General features: G+C 54.0%; 18 protein-coding genes. 8 read left to right on the top strand and 10 right to left on the bottom strand.

The annotated features are described in order from the left end of the window. Window positions 1-58: 58 nt before the first annotated feature. The 4 genes from ACT3TR_RS01595 to ACT3TR_RS01580 all read right to left on the bottom strand — a co-directional run bounded on the left by ACT3TR_RS01595 (window position 59) and on the right by ACT3TR_RS01580 (window position 5,863). The gene (locus tag ACT3TR_RS01595; RefSeq protein ID WP_444624674.1) at window positions 59-1,729 is read right to left on the bottom strand and encodes an alpha/beta hydrolase; all 1,671 of its coding nucleotides are present in this window, start codon (window positions 1,727-1,729) and stop codon (window positions 59-61) included. A 75-nt stretch (window positions 1,730-1,804) separates the two neighbouring features. Then, window positions 1,805-2,560 carry a MipA/OmpV family protein gene (locus ACT3TR_RS01590; RefSeq protein ID WP_441686850.1) on the bottom strand — a complete coding sequence of 252 codons (756 nt, stop codon included), beginning with the start codon at window positions 2,558-2,560 and terminating at the stop codon, window positions 1,805-1,807. Window positions 2,561-2,890: 330 nt separating this feature from the next. Beyond that, entirely contained in the window at window positions 2,891-4,348 is a 1,458-nt protein-coding gene (locus ACT3TR_RS01585) for an SLC13 family permease (protein WP_444624675.1), read from the bottom strand. A 240-nt stretch (window positions 4,349-4,588) separates the two neighbouring features. After that, complete coding sequence (locus ACT3TR_RS01580) at window positions 4,589-5,863, bottom strand: M20/M25/M40 family metallo-hydrolase (RefSeq protein ID WP_444624676.1); 1,275 nt, start codon at window positions 5,861-5,863, stop codon at window positions 4,589-4,591. Between the two features lie 249 nt (window positions 5,864-6,112). Between ACT3TR_RS01580 and ACT3TR_RS01575 the strand changes: the two genes are divergently transcribed. Together ACT3TR_RS01575 and ACT3TR_RS01570 are read left to right on the top strand one after the other, a co-directional pair. Then, window positions 6,113-7,336, top strand: coding sequence for a YbfB/YjiJ family MFS transporter (locus ACT3TR_RS01575; RefSeq protein ID WP_444624677.1), 1,224 nt, complete (start codon window positions 6,113-6,115; stop codon window positions 7,334-7,336). Between the two features lie 114 nt (window positions 7,337-7,450). Next, a complete protein-coding gene (locus ACT3TR_RS01570; protein ID WP_441686796.1) occupies window positions 7,451-8,914 on the top strand; it encodes a sodium-dependent transporter in 1,464 nt (487 codons plus the stop codon). A gap of 4 nt (window positions 8,915-8,918) precedes the next feature. Here ACT3TR_RS01570 and ACT3TR_RS01565 read toward each other — a convergent pair whose 3' ends face one another. From ACT3TR_RS01565 to ACT3TR_RS01555, 3 genes are read right to left on the bottom strand one after another with little or no spacing between them, the layout of a single operon-like run. Continuing rightward, the gene (locus tag ACT3TR_RS01565) at window positions 8,919-10,028 is read right to left on the bottom strand and encodes an LBF_2804 family protein (RefSeq protein ID WP_444624678.1); all 1,110 of its coding nucleotides are present in this window, start codon (window positions 10,026-10,028) and stop codon (window positions 8,919-8,921) included. Window positions 10,029-10,070: 42 nt separating this feature from the next. After that, on the bottom strand, window positions 10,071-11,372 hold the full coding sequence (locus tag ACT3TR_RS01560; RefSeq protein WP_444624679.1) for a Y-family DNA polymerase: 1,302 nt from the start codon (window positions 11,370-11,372) through the stop codon (window positions 10,071-10,073). A gap of 14 nt (window positions 11,373-11,386) precedes the next feature. Beyond that, window positions 11,387-11,830, bottom strand: coding sequence for a LexA family protein (locus ACT3TR_RS01555; protein WP_444624680.1), 444 nt, complete (start codon window positions 11,828-11,830; stop codon window positions 11,387-11,389). Between the two features lie 269 nt (window positions 11,831-12,099). Between ACT3TR_RS01555 and glyA the strand changes: the two genes are divergently transcribed. Further along, window positions 12,100-13,365: a serine hydroxymethyltransferase gene (gene glyA / locus ACT3TR_RS01550; RefSeq protein ID WP_193062242.1), complete on the top strand. Its 1,266-nt coding sequence runs from the start codon at window positions 12,100-12,102 to the stop codon at window positions 13,363-13,365. 62 nt (window positions 13,366-13,427) lie between these two features. Here the strand turns inward: glyA and ACT3TR_RS01545 are convergent, their stop codons facing one another. Continuing rightward, window positions 13,428-14,240 carry a glycosyltransferase family 32 protein gene (locus ACT3TR_RS01545; protein ID WP_193062244.1) on the bottom strand — a complete coding sequence of 271 codons (813 nt, stop codon included), beginning with the start codon at window positions 14,238-14,240 and terminating at the stop codon, window positions 13,428-13,430. Window positions 14,241-14,740: 500 nt separating this feature from the next. Between ACT3TR_RS01545 and ACT3TR_RS01540 the strand changes: the two genes are divergently transcribed. Both ACT3TR_RS01540 and ACT3TR_RS01535 read left to right on the top strand, forming a co-directional pair. Continuing rightward, entirely contained in the window at window positions 14,741-15,655 is a 915-nt protein-coding gene (locus tag ACT3TR_RS01540; RefSeq protein WP_444624681.1) for an HAD-IIB family hydrolase, read from the top strand. Window positions 15,656-15,676: 21 nt separating this feature from the next. Continuing rightward, window positions 15,677-16,897 (top strand): glycosyl transferase, encoded by a 1,221-nt coding sequence (locus tag ACT3TR_RS01535; RefSeq protein WP_444624682.1) that lies wholly within the window; start codon window positions 15,677-15,679, stop codon window positions 16,895-16,897. 38 nt (window positions 16,898-16,935) lie between these two features. On the opposite strand, the gene dsbG is transcribed toward ACT3TR_RS01535, so the two are convergent. Together dsbG and ACT3TR_RS01525 are read right to left on the bottom strand one after the other, a co-directional pair. Beyond that, a complete protein-coding gene (gene dsbG / locus ACT3TR_RS01530) occupies window positions 16,936-17,685 on the bottom strand; it encodes a thiol:disulfide interchange protein DsbG (RefSeq protein WP_444624777.1) in 750 nt (249 codons plus the stop codon). Between the two features lie 47 nt (window positions 17,686-17,732). Next, window positions 17,733-18,671, bottom strand: coding sequence for a hypothetical protein (locus tag ACT3TR_RS01525; protein ID WP_444624683.1), 939 nt, complete (start codon window positions 18,669-18,671; stop codon window positions 17,733-17,735). A 133-nt stretch (window positions 18,672-18,804) separates the two neighbouring features. On the opposite strand from ACT3TR_RS01525, the gene nrdR reads away from it, so the two are divergent. The 3 genes from nrdR to ribBA are packed head-to-tail and all read left to right on the top strand — an operon-like array spanning window position 18,805 to window position 21,695. Beyond that, window positions 18,805-19,308: a transcriptional regulator NrdR gene (gene nrdR / locus ACT3TR_RS01520; protein WP_193062251.1), complete on the top strand. Its 504-nt coding sequence runs from the start codon at window positions 18,805-18,807 to the stop codon at window positions 19,306-19,308. Continuing rightward, the gene (ribD, locus tag ACT3TR_RS01515) at window positions 19,305-20,471 is read left to right on the top strand and encodes a bifunctional diaminohydroxyphosphoribosylaminopyrimidine deaminase/5-amino-6-(5-phosphoribosylamino)uracil reductase RibD (protein WP_444624684.1); all 1,167 of its coding nucleotides are present in this window, start codon (window positions 19,305-19,307) and stop codon (window positions 20,469-20,471) included. Before nrdR ends, ribD begins: the two co-directional genes overlap by 4 nt. A gap of 57 nt (window positions 20,472-20,528) precedes the next feature. Next, window positions 20,529-21,695, top strand: coding sequence for a bifunctional 3,4-dihydroxy-2-butanone-4-phosphate synthase/GTP cyclohydrolase II (gene ribBA / locus ACT3TR_RS01510; RefSeq protein WP_441685083.1), 1,167 nt, complete (start codon window positions 20,529-20,531; stop codon window positions 21,693-21,695).

Below are 21,695 nucleotides of genomic sequence, written 5' to 3'. Positions count from 1 at the left end.
GGCAGCGGTATATGTGCCCCGTCTAGCAGGGCTTCTGATAGGTTAGAGCGATGGACGATTAGAGGTCCATCTCGCGTGCTTGGATAAAGTACTCGCGCAGCTGGGTCAGTTGGCTCTCGTTCCAACCGGGCGGCTCCGAAAGGGCCGCCCACGCACTAATGTAGTCTTCAGCGGCTATTTCGTGACCAAAGCTTGGCGGTGAGCTACCTGTTGCAAGGTCGGCTAGCAGCTGCAGCATAGTGACGACAGGATACCAGCGTAGGTCGGGTGAAACATCGGGGCCACGTGGTTCGCGCATCCAATCAGGTTCGCGCCAAAAGGCGGCGGGTTCAAAAAAGGTAATTGGATCGCTGGCATACTGTAAGTAGGCAATACGGAAGTCACCCCACTGCGTATCAGAGCTTTGCAGACCTTGATGTTGATTCATAAAGCGCACCACGGAGCCGCCTCGAAACGTTGGCAGCCAGGCGGGTGTGCCCGTATCGCGATCACTGGTAACGGTGCGCCAGGTTTCACTACGAAAAGGGGGGCCACTCCACAGTGCGCCATGAAACGGGTCTTCAATAATGTCGTAAAGATCAAACGAGAGATCTGAATTCAGCGCGCCTAGGCTCAGCCCAAATAGATATAAGCGCGGCCGTTCATCGCGGGGCAAGGTTGTCCAATAATCATAAACCGTGGTGAACAGCGCTCGCGCACTTTCGACGCCGTATTCGCCCTCAGCAATCAGTGAGAGGTGGCTGGGTAAGTAGGAGTATTGGGCAGCAACGGTGGCAATATCGCCACGGTGCAGATACTCCACGGTATCTTGCGCTGCCGGATCAACCCAGCCGCGCCCTGTAGGCGTGGCAATAACCAGCACTGAGCGCTCGAAACCATCCACACGAATGAGCTCTGCGAGGGCGAGCTCTGCGCGTTCCTGCGCTGTTTCAGCGGCATTTAAGCCAACGTAGACGCGTATGGGGTCGGGCGTTTCTTCATCGAGATAGCGGCCTATTTGCTCGCCGCTAGGGCCTTGCGTCACAAAGCGGCGTCCTCGACTGCCTAGTGCTTCCCAACTGATGAGGGATTCTGCACTGCCGGGCCTCATTGGATTGTCAGGGGGCGAAAGGTCGTCCTGAATTAGCTCGTCCACCTGCTGATAAGAGCGGTCGGCTATTTGTAACGCAAGCGAATAAATGACCCCCTCAAGCACCGACCAAAAGAGCGCCACGGCGGCTATTGTGCCGAGCACATAGGAAACACGGCGGGGGACAATGTGGGCCATTTTGCGTGATAGCAGCCGAAAGGTACGCTTGAATAGATAGGCTATCAGCAGCATGAAAACAAAGACGGCTAGCGCGATCAGCGCAATAGAAAACGGTCGAGTGCCGCTTGCTGGCGCCATGCCCATCAATGTGCGGATACTATTTTGCCACTCCGACGCTTGCCATAAAAATACTCCCGCGACGAGCGTGCAGATCGCCGCTGCGACCCACTTTATTTTTCGCTCTATGCGCAGGTTAGGTTCTGGAATATGCAGGTACGCCCATGCCCAATGGCTGGCGACGCCGAGGGCGTAGCCAGCGGTAAAGCTCAGGCCGGAAACGATGCCCTGTGGCATCAGTGGGCGAGGAAGCAAACTGGGCGTCAGCGAGAAGGCAAACAGTAGTGTGCCCAGCACCAGCCCGACGCCAGATAAGCGGCTAAATAAAGGGGCAAGCCGCTGTCTTCCTGTACTAGTGACCATCTGTTACCTTTCAGCGAGACGTATTCAAACAGGCCGACTCAACGATATTTTGTCATCGTGAGTCGCGTGGGCCTGTTAAAAATTATAATTGAGGGATACGCCGGTCACCGTTTGCCAATCGCTGCCTAGCTCATCCACGATAGGGCTGTCCGATGCGTTGCCCGTTAGGTAGCTTGTCCCCACGAAACCTGTTGCTGACCATTCTGGCGTTAGCGCGTAAGTCAGGCTGCTGCTTACGCCTAGCCGCCAGTATCCGCCGTCAGGATTGTATTGGGCAATCCCGCTACGCAGGCTGTCGCGTGCTGAAACGCCGAACATTGACTCTGTCCACTTTTCGTTTGAGTAATGAGCGCTTGGCGATAAAGAGAAAAATAAACGCTCACTAAGCGGTGTACGCCAGGCCGCTGCTACTTCAAACTCTGCGCCATCCACATCGCCGGTTACCGGCGTGCTAGCCGCCACGCTGTAGAGCCACTCTCTTTGCTCGTAGCCAACGCGTAGCCCTAGCGTTGCACCGCCATCTACTTCTTCGAAGGCGCTTATATCACCTTTGTTGTCACGCCCAAAGGTGTAGCCAATAAAGGGCGATACGGTCCAGCCGCCATCACGAATAGCGTGCCATTCAATGCCAGAGCGCGGATTGATGGTGAAGGTCTCGCCATAGGTGAGATTTATCGATGGCCATAGTTTTGTATCGTAGTCGTCGCTGCCTAAGTAATCGGGCGCGTAGAGCACGCCAGCGCCAATACTTCCTTCCCAGCTATCTGCCGAGGCAATCGGCGAAATAGCCAAACCAATCACGGCGGCAGACCACCAAGTATATTGAGTCACGTGTGTCATCCTTGTGGGTAGCGAAACGTGCATGATTGTATGTTTTTGTTTGGAAAGTTGGCAAGTTGCTTGTTTCAATTTTAAATCGTTCAAACGCTATTTATTTGCGACTGCATATCACAGGTTAGATAAATCCATGGATATAAGGCGCATTGTGCCCTTCAAGCACAGGGAAGTGGTAACAGGGAAGGCAAAGCTAGGAATGCTTTAAGTACTCAGGGAAGCACGAACAGGACGTTTGTGAAGAAGCATCATGGAAGGTTTAATAAAGCCCCAGCCAAGGAATGGCCGGGGCTTCTTTTTGCGTGCAATCTTAAACTACTTTATTTGCTAAGACGGCATAGGAAGCAGTAATGGCATAATAAAGTAAACAAATAGCGTGATGATAATGGCGCTAACAATATTCATCGCAAAGCCTGCTTTTGCCATCTCCTTAATTGAGATTCGCCCGCTGGAGAAAACGGCAGCGTTAGGTGGCGTGGAAATAGGCATCATGAAAGCGCAGGTAGTTGCCAGAGCAACGGCCACCATTAGGCCCAGCGGATTACCTGTCGTAATCGCGGCAGCCATTCCCGCCGTAATAGGCAGTGCCATATTGGCCGTTGCGGTGTTAGAGATAATCTCGGTTAGGAACAGCATCAGCAGCACCATAAAGAGAATTAGCACAAAGTAATTAACGCCGTCTAAGAGCTGCAGCTGCTGGCTGATCCAGCCCGTTAAGTCACTCGCACTGAAGGCGGCGGCGAGCGTCATGCCGCCGCCCCAAAGTATAAACAGCCCCCACGGCAGGCGTGCCATGTCATCCCACACTAACAGGCTACGTTTTTCGCTTTGAGCTGGGATAATAAATAGTGTCACCGCCGCAATAACCGCAATTAATGTATCGTTTAGCGGTAGATCAAAGAAGGGTGCTAACCAGCCCCTTAACGCCCATGCGAGTGCGGTAGTGACAAACACTATCAGTACGCGCTTTTCCTCGGGCCCCATAGGGCCAAGTGCTTTCAACTCTTCGGCAACGAAGTTAACTTCTAGGCGAGTGTTGGGCACCTTGGCATAAATATGGGTGAGATAGACGTACAAGATGACGAGCATGATAAGAGTAAGAGGAAGTGCAAACATCATCCAATCTAAAAAGCTAATTTCAACCCCGTCAAAAAATTGCGGAATCATAGCCACCACTATGGCATTGGGCACCGAGCCAATAATCGTAGCCAAGCCACCAATGGAAGCTGAGTAAGCAACAGTGAGTAGCAGCACGCGTGCAAACGCATCGCGCTGCTTACCATCGAACTGGTCACGCTCATCCAGCTCTCCGAGCAGGGCAATGGCTATGGGTAGCATCATCAGCGCCGTGGCGGCATTTGAAATCCACATGGAAAGAAAGGCTGAGGCGATCATCACGCCAAGCACAATGCTGCGTAGGCTATTGCCGATACGGCTAACAATATTCAGTGCAATGCGGCGATGTAAGTTCCAACGCTCAATGGCAATGGCCAGTATAAAACCGCCCATATACATATAAATAACCGGGTTTGCGTAGCCGACCACGGTGTCATCTAGTGTCATTACGCCGCTTAGCGGCAAAATAATCATGGGTAAAAACGAGGTGACTGGAATGGGTACGGGTTCGGTTACCCACCACACGGCCATCCAGGCGGTTAGGCCAAGAACCAGGCGCGGCGCAGGGTCGATCAGAGTGGCGGGCATGAGAAGCTGTACAAGTATGCACAGCAGCGGCCCGGCCAGCAGGGGCGTCCAATGGCGCCATCCTTGCGATGAAACTCCCATTTATTAACTCCATTGATAAGCAATAACGTGTAAGTACTAGCTAATTAACGGGAGGGATCCTACCACTTTCGTTTATTGAACGTTGGTTGTATGGATGCAACTTTAGTAGTGGTGGAAGGGGCGAGGGAAAGGTTTCGTATTGATAAGGAGGGAGGCGAGCTGAATCAAACATGGCCCGCTAGAAGCTATCTAGCGGGCCATTTACAAGGGATGTAAAAAAGCACTTAGCGTGGGCGCTGTTTACGCAGGCTTAATCTCTGCGCTTTCATCACCTTCACTGGCAGGCTTATCACTACCCTGATGAGTTAGCGGGCTTGCTTGATCTAAACGCGGATGGTTATCCAGGAATTCACGTTCAAGATTGGGTAGTTTGTCCAGTGCTTGCAGGGTATGAGTAAGCGCGTAGATGGCGGCTAGCACGTCTTGGGTATGGCCGGTTTCTGAAATTGTATGCATATTGCGAGTCGGAAAGCCGATTGAGGTAGCGGCGCTGTCAATCGATGCCAATACCCCTGCCATGCCATCGGTGCCGGTATCCACGCCGACAATGTCGCGCTGCATGGGTATATCCTGCTCTTTCGCCGCGGTAGCAATAATGCGGTTGAGCTGTTCGCTGGCAATCGAACCCACTGCCATGGTGAAGCCTTTACCCATTTCTAGCGGCTGCATGCGTTTGTCACCAATACCTGGGGCCGCGACATAGTCGTGATTAACATCTACGCCAATCAGCGCATCGGGCTTCATTTCACCGGCCATGACGCGGCTACCAAAGCGGCCAATTTCCTCGTAGCTGGCAATGGCAAATAGCACGCGAATATTTTTTGTGCCGCCTGCTTCGGCGATAAGACGAGCCACTTCGGCAGCCACAAAACAGCCAAGGCCGTTATCTAAATAAGCACCATAGAAGGTATTGGGACTAAAGCCGGGGCGAATGGGGCGGTCGAAAATGATCGAATCGCCGGGACGTACGCCGAGGTTTAATACTTGCTGTTTTTTGTTGTCACCGTGAATCTGCAAATCTAGATAAATCTGCTCTTTTTTGAGCCCTTTGTCGCCTGTGCGCATGCTTGGGTCTGAAAAGTGAATGGCGCCAAGTGCTTCAACCGTGCCGCCTTCAATGCTGCGATAGCTACCGGGGGCTTCCGGGTCTTCGCTAAATAGCTTTACCTCATGGCCGACTAATACGGTCGGCAGGAATGAATCGGTATTGATCCAGATTTTGCCGTCTTCACCAATTGAGCGTACTTGCATGCGAATTTTATCTGCATGGCCGATAATCATGACCTTAAACATGTCGTCACGATCAGGATGGGTGTCCAGAACAACGCCCGCATTGCCCTTGAACTGATGCAGATGCCAGCCTTTAGGCGCAAAACTTTCAAAATGGGGCTTGAGTACGCCGTACGTCATTGCGGCTTCCAGGCCCACTGGGCTTGGCGCGGCAAGAATATCGCGCATTAATTTAAACTGCGCCTCGGGCATCGGTTGCGTCCAGGGTTTTGCCGTATCGCTCATCGTTTTCGCTCACTCATGAAGGTGGGTGTTTATCGCCTCTAGTCTGCCAGATTCCGGCCCGGCGTGTAGAAAAAGCCGAGGTGAACGACCGAAGTGACGCCGCCGGTTCGTGCTCAGCCCGCTAGGCGTCATGACGTGCTGCCCGGTACGCTTTACTATGTTTATGAATATATGTTTATGAATATATGTTTATGAATGAATGCATGCTAATTAAGACAACAATAGTAACGTTGTTTCAGGAGCCGTTCGATGACTGTAGTAACGCTAAGTTCCCGGCGCTTTAAAGTGCTGCTGGCAGGCGTTTGTAGCCAGATATTGTGCATGGGAATAGCGCGCTTTGCCTATACGCCTTTATTGCCGGTGATGCAGCAGCAGAGTTGGATGGGGGATGCTGATGGTGGCTGGCTAGCGGCGATCAACTACGCAGGCTATATGCTCGGGGCCGTGCTGGCAGCGTCCGTGCGCAGTATTTATACCAAGGATACGTTGTACCGGATTGGGCTGGTGCTGGCCGTGCTGACCACCGCGGGTATGGCCTTGACCGACCACTTTTGGCTCTGGGCAGGATTACGCTTTCTATCAGGACTTTCCACCAGTAGCTCGATGCTATTAGCTTCGGGTCTGATTCTGCATTGGTTGATTCAGCATCGTCAGCGCGGCGAGTTAGGCATTCATTTTGCCGGAGCGGGACTGGGAATTGTAGTGGCCGCCTTAGCGGTGGAATACATGCTGTCACTGTCACTTGGCTGGCGGGCCCAGTGGTGGGGCTTTGGTTTGCTAGGTGCAATACTGTTAGTACCCGCATGGCGTTGGCTACCGCGCCCGGTGAAATCGCTACCTGGTGCAAGCGAAGCAAGTGCGACCCCCGTTATGCCCCCTTCGCGCACGTTTATGCGCTTAATGTTGCCTGCCTATTTCTGTGCAGGCTATGGCTATGTCATCAGCGCCACGTTCATTGTCACGATTGTGGAACGCGAGCCGCTTCTGGTGGGGGCGGGCAACTGGGCGTTTGCCCTGGTGGGCTTGGCGGCAGCCCCGGCGGTGATGCTTTGGGATTTGATCGCCCGGCGGATTGGCTATTTGGGTGCTTTGATTGTCGCGATGCTGATACAAGCCGTCGGCATCGTGCTGCCCGCTATAACATCAAGCCTAGCCGGCGTACTCCTGAGCGCCGTGCTTTATGGCGGTACCTTCCTAGGCTGTGTCAGCCTTGTGTTGACCATGGCAGGCAGGCTGTATCCATCAAGCCCTGCACGCTTAATGGGCCAGATGACGCTGGCTTATGGCGCGGCACAAATTTGTGCGCCGGCGCTAACTGGCATGCTGGCAGAGGCTTCAGGGCATTATAGCGTTGGACTTTGGCTGGCCGGTGGTTTTGTGATAATTGGCGCGGTGCTGTTGGTCTGGTTGCGCCAAGTGGATCAAACCGCTCAGCGTTTGGATGCCGCGGCCAAAGCCTCCGTGTATGCCTGATGAATGAAATCGATCGCTTGAAGTGGATTGAGAGACCGGTGTTTGCAGTAGATCTGCGTTAAGTCCGGCAGGCTGCTAGAATAGGCGCCTTTTTATGACAGGGTAAATGCGCTAATGACCTCTTCTGGGCAACCTCGCACTCAGTGGCTAGGCCGCTGGGGGTTTATGTTGGCAGCAACCGGCTCGGCGGTTGGGCTAGGCAATATCTGGAAATTCCCTTATATCACCGGGGAATTTGGTGGCGGTGCGTTCGTCTTGGTTTATCTAGTGTGCATCTTTGCCGTTGGTGTGCCGGTAATGATGGCGGAGATTGCCTTTGGGCGCCGCGGGCGCGGCAGCCCCGTGGACGCTATTCGTCGCGTCGTCAATGAGTCTGGCCGCTCCTCGGCCTGGTCATTGATTGGCTGGATGGCGATGCTCTGCGGTTTTATGGTGCTATCGTTTTATGTGGTCGTGGCCGGTTGGTCATTTGCCTATTTGTGGAAGATGCTAACTGGCGGGCTTGCAGCCAGCAGTGTTGATGATATGGCGGCGGTGTTCGGCGCTAATAATGCGAACCCGCTCAACCTTGGTTTCTGGAGCACCTTTGTCACGCTGATCACGATGCTCATTGTGGGCAAAGGCGTGCAGCGAGGCATTGAAAAAAGCGTCAGTTGGATGATGCCAGGGTTGGTTGTCATGCTGGTTGTGCTGATTGGCTTTGGTATGTTTTCCGGTGGCTTTGGTGCGGCGGTGAGCTTTCTATTCTCATTCAATGCCGGCAGCCTCTCTAGTGAGGGCTTGTTGGCAGCGCTCGGCCACGCCTTTTTCACACTCTCACTTGCCTCTGGCGCGATTCTGACCTACGGCAGCTACCTGCCTAAAGACGCTTCAATTGGCCGTACCACGGTGAGCGTTGCCGTCGCCGATACGGTCGTTGCCTTGATGGCGGGTCTGGCGATTTTTCCGGTGATTTTTGCCAACGGCATGAATCCTGGTGAAGGCCCAGGGTTGATCTTTATGAGCCTGCCGCTGGCCTTCCAGGCGATGCCCCTGGGCACGTTATTTGGCATCTTATTCTTCTTAATGCTTTCTATGGCGGCGTTGACCTCCGCTATTTCCATGGTTGAAGCCACGGTCTCTTGGCTATGCGATAACAAAGGATTGTCGCGCCCGACCGCTGCTTGGGTAACGGGTATTGTGCTGTGGTTGATCAGCACCCTGGCAATGCTGTCGTTTAATCTGGGCGCTGACTGGACGCTGGCGGGAAAAACCTTTTTCGACTGGCTGGACTACCTGACGTCACGCTGGATGATGCCGCTGGGTGGATTGGGCATGGTGGTGCTGGCAGGCTATGTATTAAAAAGCGAGACTTTCCGCGATGAGCTGGGGCTGGCGCCGCTGCCCTATGCGCTTTGGCTGACCATGGTGCGCTACGTGAGCCCGCTCGGTATTGTGGTGATTTTCGTCGACGCCTTGGGCGTTTATCAGGTTTCGTTTGCCGCGCACTGGCCGTGGCTCCTGGCGATCTTGGTCGCTATGGCGATATTCGGTGAAACCCTCAGCCCGCGGCTACGTCACGCCCTCAAGTCCGTTTAATCCGTTACGGCACCTCGCCTGATAATAAACGCTGCTGCTGGGCCTTCACATCAGTCTCTAGCAGCGGCGTTTGACACGTCGCAAAGACTTCTTTTAAAAATCGTTTCCTTGAGCCACGGTAGGTGCCACTGAGCAGTGCCGTCTGGGTAAGTGCGCTGAGCAGCGTATGCCGTGGCGGGTTCGTTAGCTGCGCGTAGTCGTGAAGCGTCGTAGGCCAATCAACGTCAATAGCTTGTGGTTTGTCGGGCAGGCTATCTAGCAGGCGAGCCAGAAGCAGCACTAAATTCGGGTGTGGGTGCTGATTGCGCATAATGAGCTCACCCACTCCTTGTGCCACTAAGCGGCGAGTCGGAGCGTCGCTGTCAGCTAGCGTTGCCATTAACTGCTTCACTAGCGCTGGTCCGCGGGCCTGTAAATAGGCTTCTTGAATAATGCGTGCAGCAATCCAGGCGTTCCAAACAGCATACAGGGGCCCTGTTAAAACGGGCAGAAAACCGCGCAGCGTCAGGCGGCCTAATAAGCGGCGTAGCAGTAAACGAAGCAGGAAGCTGCTTAAGCTGATTTTTAAGCGATAAAGCAGGGCTCTAGCGGTTATTCTCCAGCCACCCAGGTAGGCATGTGGGTCAACGCCATAGATAAGATTACCCGGACTTGGGTACTCCAAGGCTACGCGTGAAACGCCGTGCACCGTCAGTTGAATATCCGGCTCTAGTGGTTCGGTTTGGCCATAGTGCAAGCCTGCCAAGCGCGTAATGCTCGCGACGCCGCGTAGCGCATTCCAGTACAAGAAGCCAATCTCTAGCGCGGTAATGCTGCCTGCTACGGCCATATAGCCGGCCCAGTAGGGAAGCTGCTCGCGAAGACTCAGCGCATTCCAGTTGTCGGTGGCAAATTCCCGCATCCACCATTCTGCTCCGCCAATCAGCGTACCAGAAATCATTCCGGCAACCGCCGCCCAAGTGATAATCCAGCGTCGTGCGCGTTGCAGCGCCTGTGGGTTGGGGGCTGCCAGTGCCGGATGGCGGCGAAAGTAGCCTTGTATATAGCGGTTTGCCCACCGTTGCGCTAGGCCAGGTGCTGGAGCGTACTCTTGATCGGGACGAGTGAGAGACATGAAGGCAACGTTATTCGGGCAAAGGATGCCCTAGGGTAGCGGTTACGTCCGTGAAGTACACGCATCGATAGCGCCAGGATGAGTGCCTGCCTGCATTAATTCATCCCAGCGCGTAGTGAAGCGAGGAGAGCGATGGGCGCAGCGCAGTTGCCAGGCGGCCGGCGCATTGGTCATGCCAAAACTAATCGTTCCTTGCCCCATTTGCTGATTGATCTGGTCCACCGTTGCCATCAGCAATGGGTGATGATGGTGAGGCGTTGGCCCTAATAATGACAGCTGGTGTCGCTCGGCATCGACTAAGTCGAGGAGCATTACACCCGCTTTCATAAAGTGGTGGTGAGGGCGGTACATTTGCTCCAGCCCCTGGCGAACCGTATCAAGGATAACGCGGGTATCGTCGCTGGGTGAGGGCAGCGCGATTAGCGCTTGCGGGAAGCATTGCGGCTGATCGCGGCGGTGGCGGTTGGTATTAAGAAATACCATTACGGCGCGGGCTAAACTACGCTGCTCGCGCAGTTTTTCAGCGCTACGCTGGGCGTGTCGGCGTAGAGCGTTATGCACCTGCGTAAAGTCGCCTGTCGGTTGGCCAAACGAACGTGATGTCATAATGCGCTGGCGCGGTAGATCCAATGCGTTCATTGTTAAGCATGGCGTGCCGCGTAGCTCAAGCGCCGTGCGCGCGAGTATTACTGAGAAACGCTTACGCAGCTGTTTTTCATCGCTTTCTCTTAATTCCCAGGCGGTCCTCACTCCGCCGATGGCTAAGCGCTCGGCCAGGCGATGCCCGACGCCCCACACGCGGCTTACCGGCGTGCGTTTGAGCAGCGCCTCTGTCGTGTGATCCTGCCCACCGAGTAGGCAAACGCCTTGGTAGTAAGGGTCTTGCTTGGCAACGTGGTTAGCCAGCTTGGCGAGTGTGTGCGTGGGGGCCAGCCCAACGCACACCGGCAGGCCTAAATGACGCCGAATGCGCTGACGCAGCTTCCGCCCTAGAGCGTCACATTGCTCTGTGGTGAAACTTTCTAAATAGACGAACATTTCATCGATTGAGTAGGGGGCAACGTCCGGGCAGGCATTGCGCAGTAGCTGGGTCAGCCGTGCCGACATATCGCCGTAAAGTTCGTAGTTAGACGACAATAGGTGGATGTCGCCACGCTGACGCAGCGCTTCAAGTTTAAACGCCGGCGTCCCCATGGGAATATCCAGCGCTTTAAGCTCGGCTGAGCGGGCGATAATGCACCCATCGTTATTCGACATAACACCGACAGGCCTGTCTTCAAGCTTAGGTTGAAAGATACGCTCGCAGCTGACATAGAAATTATTGGCATCGACCAAGCCAATCATCTTAAGCCCTCATTTCATCGCAAATATTCATGCACGACGGCGCGCACCACGCCCCATAGCTGGCAGTCGGTGCCTTCAAGCGGCAGGGGCGGGTAGTGCGGATGGGCAGAGCAAAGGTGCGGTGTGCCTTGATAGAGCGCGTAACGTTTAATCAATACTTCGCCGTCAAACATCGCCACCAATATATGTCCTAAGCGAGGTTTTACGCCGCGGTCGACAATCAGTAAATCGCTGTCAAAAATACCCCAGCCCTCCATGCTGTCGCCTGCGGCAGTGATATAAAACGTCTCGGTAGGATTTTTTATCAATCGTGTATTGAGGTCTAGCGTGCGTGGCTCGTAATCCTGCGCAGGCGAAGGAAAACCGCTAAACCCCGCTCGGCCTGTCAGCGTTAGATAAGGCTGCGGCTGCGATATTAACGGCAAGGTGGGGGTAAGTGGAGTGTGCTGACCCGGCATTGTCGACACCCTGGCTGATATGGTGCATGTATGGACATACAGTATTCGGTCTTGGCGACGAAAATGCAAGTCAGCAGGGATGAGGTGGGTAGCAACCTAAAGATTCGCGAGCTAAAGCGGTGTCTCACAAATGCTGCTACCAAGCCTTAAAGATGAATGCTGTGCATTAACAACCTGATGCGGATGCGATGAAAGTCGTGTCAGGCTGCGTTATGATAGCGCCCTCGCTTCTTCCATGATGACTCTTTCTCGTTACGAGGTGCCTGCCGATGTTCAGCCGCGATATGACAATTGCCGGATTTGATGATGTGCTTTTTGATGCCATGCAGAAAGAAGTAGCACGCCAAGAAGCCCACATCGAGCTGATTGCTTCTGAAAACTACGCCAGCCCCCGCGTACTGGAAGCACAAGGTAGTCAGCTAACCAATAAATACGCCGAAGGCTATCCCGGTAAGCGCTACTACGGTGGCTGTGAATTCGTCGATATTGCTGAAACTCTGGCCATTGATTACGCCAAAGAACTGTTTGGCGCAACCTATGTCAACGTTCAGCCGCATTCTGGCTCCCAGGCCAATAGCGCCGTCTTTTTAGCGCTCGTTAAGCCTGGCGATACCATTCTAGGGATGAGCTTGGATGCAGGCGGCCACCTGACCCACGGTGCCAAGCCAAGCTTTTCGGGCAGGCACTTCAATGCCATTCAGTACGGTTTGAATGAGCAGGGCTTGATCGACTACGATCAAGTGGCCGCGCTTGCTCGCGAGCACAAGCCGAAGATGATCATCGCCGGTTTTTCCGCGTATTCTCAGATCGTTGATTGGGCCAAGTTCCGCGAAATCGCCGATGAAGTGGGCGCTTACCTGTTGGTGGATATGGCCCACGTGGCAGGTCTTGTCGCGGCGGGTGTCTATCCAAGCCCTTTGCCTCATGCCCACGTCGTGACGTCTACCACCCATAAAACGCTACGTGGCCCGCGCAGCGGTGTGATTCTCTCGGCGGAAAACGACGCTGATATTGAGAAAAAGTTGCAGTCAGCGGTATTCCCGGGTGGCCAGGGCGGTCCTTTGATGCACGTGATTGCGGCAAAAGCGATCTGCTTCAAAGAAGCCATGGAGCCTGCGTTCAAAACGTATCAACAGCAGGTGGTCAAAAATGCTCAGGCAATGGCCAGTGTATTCATTGACCGCGGCTACGATATCGTTTCTGGCGGCACCGAAGACCACTTATTTCTGCTGTCGCTGATCAAGCAAGGTGTTACCGGTAAAGACGCGGACGCCGCTTTGGGCCGCGCCCACATTACCGTTAATAAAAATGCCGTACCTAACGACCCACAAAGCCCGTTTGTAACCTCAGGTTTGCGTATTGGTACGCCTGCGGTGACCACACGCGGTTTCGGTGAGCAAGAGTGCAGCACGTTGGCCGGTTGGATCTGCGACATTCTGGATGTATTAGCCAACGGCGAAGACACCAGCGCTATTGAAGCGCAGGTGTTGGACAAAGTAGCTGGGGTTTGCGCGCGACTGCCTGTTTATAAGTAAACGTCACGTTAGTGCGTATGTGAAAAGAGGCCCTGTTAATTCAGGGCTTTTTGCTTAGATACTTATGGTTCTTCTTGGCGAACAATACTCACTTTTTGTTGCTCTTTGGTCCACTTTCCCGCTGCTTTATCGATGTACTGAAAGTGCTCGTTAGTAAAGCTGCCTTGATTGCAGGCATGGCGGTAAGAAACCGTGGGCACCTCTTGTATGTTTAGCAATTGATTGAACACGCCTGGCCCGGTTAGCTCAAATACGTTAGTGAGCTGATTGTCTTTAATATTGTTATTAACCTGATTGATTAATTTTTCGAGATTCGGGTTTTGAGGCTTGCTGGCAATAAAGTAATTACTGAAATCCCCGCGCCGCGTGACGACGTACAGCTCCTCCGTATTCCTGGCTAACGTATCGCTTAACGGCCAAATAGCATGGGCATCGATATCTAAATAAACGCCGCCATATTCTTGTAGCACCAGCAGCCGCCAGAAATCAGCCTGTGCAGCACCTATCTGTAATTTCAAATAGTTTTGAGTGATTTCACTGTCATAGTGATCCGCAATAAATAGGTGCCTTGCTTCCGTCACCATAAAACGATATTCAAAACGTGGGGCCATCAGGCGATTAAATAAATAGTTTAGATAGACAGGCAGCGTCACTTTGTCCGTGAAGTTGGTCTGCCAAATAATCCGCGGGATTGCCACTTTCTTGGCGGAGGGCTGAAGCAACGGTGGCGCATAGGCTGGCAGGGTAAAGCGCTTGTTAGGAAAGGCGGCGTGGAAAGGATAGCAAAGCACTTTGGTGATATTGGCGGTCAGTTTGATGACGCGGCTAGCAATAACAATAATATGTTGCTTAACAGTCTGTCGTTGACGACCCATAGGAAACCTTTACATATTTGACGATTGGGATAGATGGCTTTACCAGCCCCCTTTGCCCTCTAACACGCTGCGAGCGTGCTATTTAGATCAAAGGCCTGAAATCACCAATTACGCTGGCCGTTGGCTAGCGCCTGGTGGGAAAGGGCTCACTCTGCGGTCATTTCTTCGATGAGTATGCTAGCGCGCATTTTGCTTTAATGCATCACTTTAGAAAGGTTTAGCCTACACGCAGCGGACAGGGTATTAGCACCACTGTGCATCAGCCACACAGCCGTTGGAAGACAGCAGCGTGCGCCGATTGTTTTATGCGCCTTTTGGGTGCGCTATCAACGCTGCTTTTTGGTGCTGCCATTGGCTTGAGCGCAATGCCACTACACAAGTGATATGTAACTCACTGCGAAACCAGCATTTATCGTTTTTGGCGCATTATTTGCCTTATAAGCTTGGTAATCCAGACACGACGTCTTAACTGTGCGTTAAGACTGAAACGAGGTAGTGCCATGCTTGAAGCCAATCGTCTCTCAGCGCCAATCTTTTCCATAGATCCTGCTTTGCAGCCTCGCTTAGTCGTCACCGACTTAGATGGCTCGCTATTAGACCACCATAGCTATGACTTCAGTCCCGCTGCGCCGTGGCTTGCCCGATTAAAACAGATGGGAGTGCCGGTAATCCCCGTCACCAGTAAAACCCGTGCCGAGCTAATCCCTTTACGCGAAGCGCTGGGTCTTACCGCAACGCCTTTTATTGCTGAAAATGGCGCGGTCATTGGCCTGCCGCCTGGCTGGTGTCATGCACGTTTAGATCGCCCGGGCAGTGGGCGCGACGGTGTGGTGATCAAGCATCCGGGGGTCGATATTGGCTTTATTCGTGCTCGTCTCAAGGTGTGGCGAGAACGGCTAAAATGCCGCTTTACGCGTATGAGTGAGATGAGCGTCTTAGAGGTAGTGAAACTCACCGGGCTTGACGAAGCGCGTGCCCGGGATGCACGTCAGCGAGAAGGCAGCGAGCCACTGTTATGGCAAGACAATGCGGCTGCCTTGGATGCCTTCCGTGCTGCCTTGGAAGGCGATGGATTGGCGTTGACTCAAGGCGGACGTTTTTGGCATGTCATGGGACGCACTGCCGACAAAGGTAGCGCGGTGGAGTGGTTAATTAAGCGGTTTACCACCTTAAGAGGGCGTACGCCGCTTTCACTTGGCCTGGGGGACGGGCCCAACGATGTCACGATGCTGGAAGCCGTCGATCAAGCTGTGGTTATTCGTGGCTGTCATGATTTGATCGTTGAGCCCAATAGCCTGTCGTTATATCGCACGCAAGCAGCAGGGCCGACTGGCTGGGCTGAGGGGGTGGCCCATTTTTGGGGGCGAGACGAACGCCGTTTAGTCGCGGCAACAACATGTGATGCCGTTATTTAACCTACTCAGGAAGGCAAACATATGAGCGACTTTCATCAAAACGGCATTATTACTGATTTTCACAACCTCACTCGACGCCCGGTAGAGGCGTTAGAGCAGGAGCTATGCCAATTTTCACGTCGACGCCCAATGGGATTAATCCTGCCTTCATTATTTTCGGAATTGGAAGGAACCGCATTATCGGCGATTGTTGATGAGTTAGTGAAAGTGCCTTATCTCAATGAGATCATAATCGGCCTGGATCGGGCTGATCGTGAGCAGTTTTTACATGCCAAGGAGTTTTTCTCTCGCCTGCCTCAACATACGCGTATTTTGTGGAATGATGGCCCACGATTACGTGCCTTGGATGCGGAGCTTGAAGAGCATGGGTTGGGTGCGTTAGAACCAGGCAAAGGGCGCAATGTGTGGTACTGCGCAGGCTATGTATTGGCGTCTGGGCGGTCATCGGTGGTTGGGCTACACGATTGCGATATTTTGACCTACGAGCGGGGTTTGCTGGCGCGTTTAATGTATCCGGTCGCTCATCCGAATTTTAACTATCGTTTTTGTAAAGGCTACTATCCGCGTATTGCAGAGGGGCAATTGAATGGCCGCGTCTCACGGCTATTAGTGACGCCGCTGTTGCGGGCGTTAAAAATCGTCTGTGGGCCGCTGCCTTACCTGGACTATTTGGATAGCTTTCGCTACCCGCTCTCGGGTGAGTTCGCTATGCGTAGTGACGTGTTGGAAGGCATTCGTATACCTGCAGACTGGGGGCTGGAAATCGGCGTTTTGTCTGAGTTACAGCGCAACTACTCCCTGCGTCAACTATGCCAAGTGGATATTGCTGATGCCTATGATCACAAGCATCAGCCGATCAGCGAAGATGATCCTGATGGCGGTTTAAATCGCATGAGCCTGGATATTTCAAAAGCGCTTTATCGCAAATTGGCGACCCAGGGCATTACCTTTAGCAGTGAAGACTTTCGTACCCTCAAAGCAACCTATTACCGGTTCGCATTAGATTTAATTGAGGCCTACGATCACGATGCGACGATGAATGGCTTAAGCCTAGATCGGCATACTGAAGAGCAGGCCGTTGAGCTGTTCGCCAGCAATCTACTCGAAGCGGGCAATCTGTTTATGGATAACCCGCGTGAGCGACCTTTTATTCCTAGCTGGAACCGTGTTCAGGCGGCTGTGCCTAGCCTGCTGGCGCGCATGCACGAAGCGGTAGAGCTGGATAATCAGGGAAAAGTATAGTCTCTGGCCAAGTGCCACGCTCATCATGAACGTGGTACTTAAGGCGTTTCGCTGCCCATCATGTCGACCAGCTGTTCATCGTTAGGCAGGCCTTGAATGCGGTCAATGCGAACGGTGCCGTTTTCCGTTTCACGCTGGAAGGCACTGGTTGGTGTTGCGTATAATCCTAGCTCTTCAAACAGCTGATTATTGGCATATACCTGTTCTTCGATATCCCGTGGCTGGGCGCTTGCTTCAACGCTTTGCTGACCACTTTCATGTGCCTTCAGCGTGGCAGCGGGATCGTCGGCACCTAAAATAGCGGCGGCTTTACCCGGGCTGTCAGGGGCTAAAATGCCCACCATGATATGGCGCAACTGCACATCGCCGGCTTCTACCCAGGGGCGAGCGTTTTGCCAGAACTGGCGGCAGTAGGGGCAGTTGGCATCGGTGAAAACGTAAATCACGCGGGGGGCGTTAGTGTCACCGTCTTGAATCCAGTGGCTCTGTGCTAATAACTGCCAAGTTTGTGCTTCTAGCGGTGCGCGTACATGTTCATCCAGCTGCGCATCAGTGAGGTCATTGCCTTCACTATCCATTAGCGTGCCGACAATGACGTGTTCCCCGTCAGGGGTTAAGTAGACAGCCATTTCCTGGCCCTGCCTCGTCACGCCATAGCCGCGTAAATCGCCCGGCGAATCAAACTGCCCGTGGATCTCGAAGCCTTGGTCAGCGAGAGACTGTATCGGTGCAGGAAGGTCGTCGGCATAGCCAATAGCTGTGCTTCCAAGCCCTGCAAGTAATAACATGCCACTGATGATGGGTCGGTAATGTGAGCGCACGTTTGGTTATATCCTTAGTTGTAGGCTACTAGCCAGCGTACCGCATAAGGAGAAAGAGCGCCCTCAACATTCCAGGGATTATCGAGATCAAGTGCTTGCCAAGTATGCCTACCTAGCGCCTGTATGATGGCATCACCGCCATTTTCTAGCGCAAACGGCGTATCGGTCACGTTATACAGCGTTAGCAGGCGCCGCCCATCCGCAAGCGGTCCACGTTCCACGGCGAGCAGCTCAGGCGCGGATGCCAAGGTTCGCTGTGCGGCATTGGGGTGAAAGCAGGGCTCTTGGCGGCGTTGAGCCAGCAGTCGATTTAAGGCGTGAAAAACATCGTGGGTGGGCGTGGAGGGGCTGTCTAGCAGTAGATCAAGTTCGCTACGCTGCCAGCGGCGACGGTTAATCGAGCGCAAGCGGCCGCTGCGTTCCACGCCTTCTACATCGTTGAGCGTGCCCGTTAGTGTGTGGATATACAGCGCAGGAATCCCTTGTAAGCTCAGCATAATCGCTTGGCTGCATATAAACCGGGCTATCTGCCAAGGGTCAGGGCCACGGCGGGTGCCGCGCATGGCTTCGAACCAGGTAATATTAATCTCATAAGGCGCACCGCTGCCATAAGAGTGGATGACGGAGAAGCCGTCGTCACTGCTCCACGGGAAAAAAGGCAGTACGTGCACTCCGCTGATACGCTCGCCTAACCGCGCCTGGAGAAAGTCGCTGAGCACGGCCAACGGTGGCAGGTCTTCCTCAATAATAGAGTCGCCATAGCTGATCACCCACTGATCTTTCTCGCTCCAAGATGGTGCATTCTTAGGTTTAATGTCGATGCCCGTAAACGAAAATGGGGCAAGTGACAGGAAGTGGGTAATATGCTGGTTTAAACGACGCTGGACCTCGCAAGCTCTAGGGCCGTAAAGATGGCTGAGGTAGTCGTGGACGGTCTGCTCAAAGGGGGGCATGACGGACTCCTGATAAACAATCTGCTACAAACGCTGCAGCTTGTGTGCCAAATCGCTACAATGCGAGGTAGATACCGCGTTTAAACGCTAACTCGTGGGCCCGCTGACACGAGCTGACAATAGGTTGACCGCCATGCATTGCCCTTTTTGTGGTGCAAACGATACTCGAGTGACCGATTCGCGGTTAGTAGCCGATGGCGACCAAGTACGCCGTCGGCGCCAGTGTGCGAGTTGCCAAGAGCGATTTACCACCTACGAAACTGCTGAGCTCGTTATGCCGCGGGTAGTGAAATCCGACGGTTCGCGAGAAAGCTTTAATGAGGCCAAACTGCGGGCCGGTATACTGCGTGCGCTAGAGAAGCGTCCGGTCAGCGCAGAAGCCATTGAAGCGGCGGTGGAGCGCATTCGTCAAACCCTGCGCGCGCGGGGTGATCGCGAAGTCAACGCCCGCGATATCGGTGAGTCAGTCATGCTGGCGCTGAAAACGCTGGATCATGTGGCCTATATCCGTTTCGCCTCGGTATACCGTAAGTTTCAAGATTTAGACGAGTTTCGCGCGGAGATTGATCGGTTGTCTCAAGAGCCATCTCAAGAGCCATCCTCTAAGCCCAGCGACGGCAGCGAGCCGTTGAAATGAGTGCCGTTTTTAGTCAAGCCGATCACCGCTATATGGCGCGGGCGCTACAGCTGGCAAATAAAGGGCTTTACACGACCGATCCTAATCCGCGGGTTGGCTGTGTGATTGTTAAAGATGAACAGGTCGTTGGCGAAGGTTTTCATCTGCGTGCCGGAGAGCCCCACGCGGAAATCCACGCCTTAAACGCCGCAGGTAAACGTGCCCAAGGCGCGACGGCATATGTGACGTTGGAGCCCTGTTCGCACACCGGTCGCACAGGACCCTGCGCCCAGGCGCTCGTGGTGGCCAATGTGGCCCGCGTCGTTGTTGCGATGGTCGATCCCAACCCTCAGGTCAGTGGCCAAGGTCTACAGCGATTAGAAGCGGCAGGCATTGACGTCGCGGTGGGTTTGCTAGAGAGCGAAGCGCGCGCGTTGAATCCTGGTTTTATTGCCCGAATGACAGCTCAGCGGCCCTTTGTGCGCTTGAAGATGGCGATGAGTTTAGATGGCCGTACGGCGATGGGGTCAGGGGAGTCGCAGTGGATTACCGGGCCAGAGGCGCGCTGCCAAGTGCAGCGACTGCGCGCGCGGTCTAGCGCGATATTGAGTGGCGTTGAGTCGATGATTATGGACGACCCGCGACTTACGCTTCGCGCTGAACAGCTCCAGCTCGATAATGCTGACGACGTGGTTCGTCGGCAGCCTCTGCGGGTTATTTTAGACACTCGACTGCGCTTGCCATTAGCCGCAGCCTGTTTGAACGAACCCGGGCGCACCCTGGTGATCACCACGCCAGAGCACCTGGCTGAAAAGCGCGAACGGCTAACTCAGGCGGGCGCTGAGGTCCACGTATTGCCAGCCGGTAGCGACGGCCGTATCGATCTCGCTTTAATGCTGCAGTGGCTAGCTGAAAATGAACAGATTAATGAACTGCTGGTAGAAACTGGCGCGACGCTCGCGGGGGCCATGCTTGATGCTGAGCTGGTCGACGAGCTGCAGCTGTTTGTGGCGCCGACCCTGTTAGGAGGTGAAGCGCGGCCACTGTTTGCGCTGCCCGGGCTTTCCCGTATGGCCGATCAGCGGCGTTTAACCATTCATGATATGCGGGCGGTGGGGCGCGACTGGCGCATTATCGCTTCCCCTCAGCCGACTAGCGCCAGTGACGATACCAAGGTACCCTGACGCGCGAAATCGCAGCAAACGCGAGCACCTTTCGCGACAACATTTTTTGGAGATTTCATGGCGCACTCCTCCTCTAGGGGGCTATCCCCTATCGCTGAGCTGGTGGACGATATCCGCCAAGGCAAAATGGTGATTCTCATGGACGATGAGGATCGCGAAAACGAAGGTGATATCATTATGGCCGCCGAAAAGGTGCAGGCCGAGCATATCAACTTCATGGCCCGTTTTGCCTGCGGTCTTATCTGTATGCCAATGACACGAGCCCGCTGCGAGCAACTTAATTTGCCGCTAATGGTGCGCGATAACGGCTCTGGTTTTGGCACCAAGTTTACGCTTTCGATTGAAGCGACTGAAGGCGTCACTACCGGCATTTCCGCTGCCGATCGTGCGCGTACCGTACAGGCCGCCGTGGCCACGCATGCCAAACCGTCCGATATTGTTCAGCCGGGGCATATTTTCCCGCTGATGGCCGAACCGGGAGGCGTGCTGCGTCGTGCAGGGCACACAGAAGCCGCCTGTGACTTAGCGGCGCTGGCGGGATTTGACCCCAGCGGCGTCATCTGTGAAATCATGAATGATGACGGCAGTATGGCGCGCCGCCCAGAGCTTGAAGCGTTTGCTGAGAAACACGATATTAAAATCGGTACGATTGCAGACTTGATCCATTATCGTATCGTCAATGAGCAGACCGTCGATCATATTGAAGCGTCTTCTGTGACGACTTCTCACGGTGAGCTTGAGTTGCATGTATTCCGTGATCGCATTCAGGGCGCTCATCATTTGGCGCTAGTGAATGGCCAGCCTAGCGCCGAGGAGGTCACCACGGTTCGCGTGCATCTGACCGATACGCTACGCGATGTGATGGGATTGATGAAAGGTGAGCAGTGCCGCTGGGATGCGCACGGCGCACTGGAAGAGATTGCCGGCTCAGCACCCGGCGTATTTGTGTTGATCGATGACGGAAGGCCGCATCAGGATTTGAAGGATCAGTTGGATATTTTCCTTGATCGCGTTCGCCAGCCACGTACCAGCGACTCCGACGGCGCCGGCAATTACTTAACTATCGGCACTGGCTCGCAAATACTGCGCTATTTAGGCGTGGGTAAAATGCGATTACTTAGTTCACCGTGGAAGTTTTCCGCGCTTTCCGGCTTTGATCTCGAAGTCGTTGAGCGTCTTGGCCCTAATGACACGGCGTATGAGCCAACTTCTCAGCAGGAATAA

It is taken from the genome of Halomonas sp. AOP12-B1-6, from assembly GCF_052379225.1.
GTDB lineage: Bacteria > Pseudomonadota > Gammaproteobacteria > Pseudomonadales > Halomonadaceae > Vreelandella > Vreelandella casei.
The sequence above is the reverse complement of the archived record's forward strand: the minus strand, read 5'-3'. Positions and strand labels throughout refer to the sequence as shown.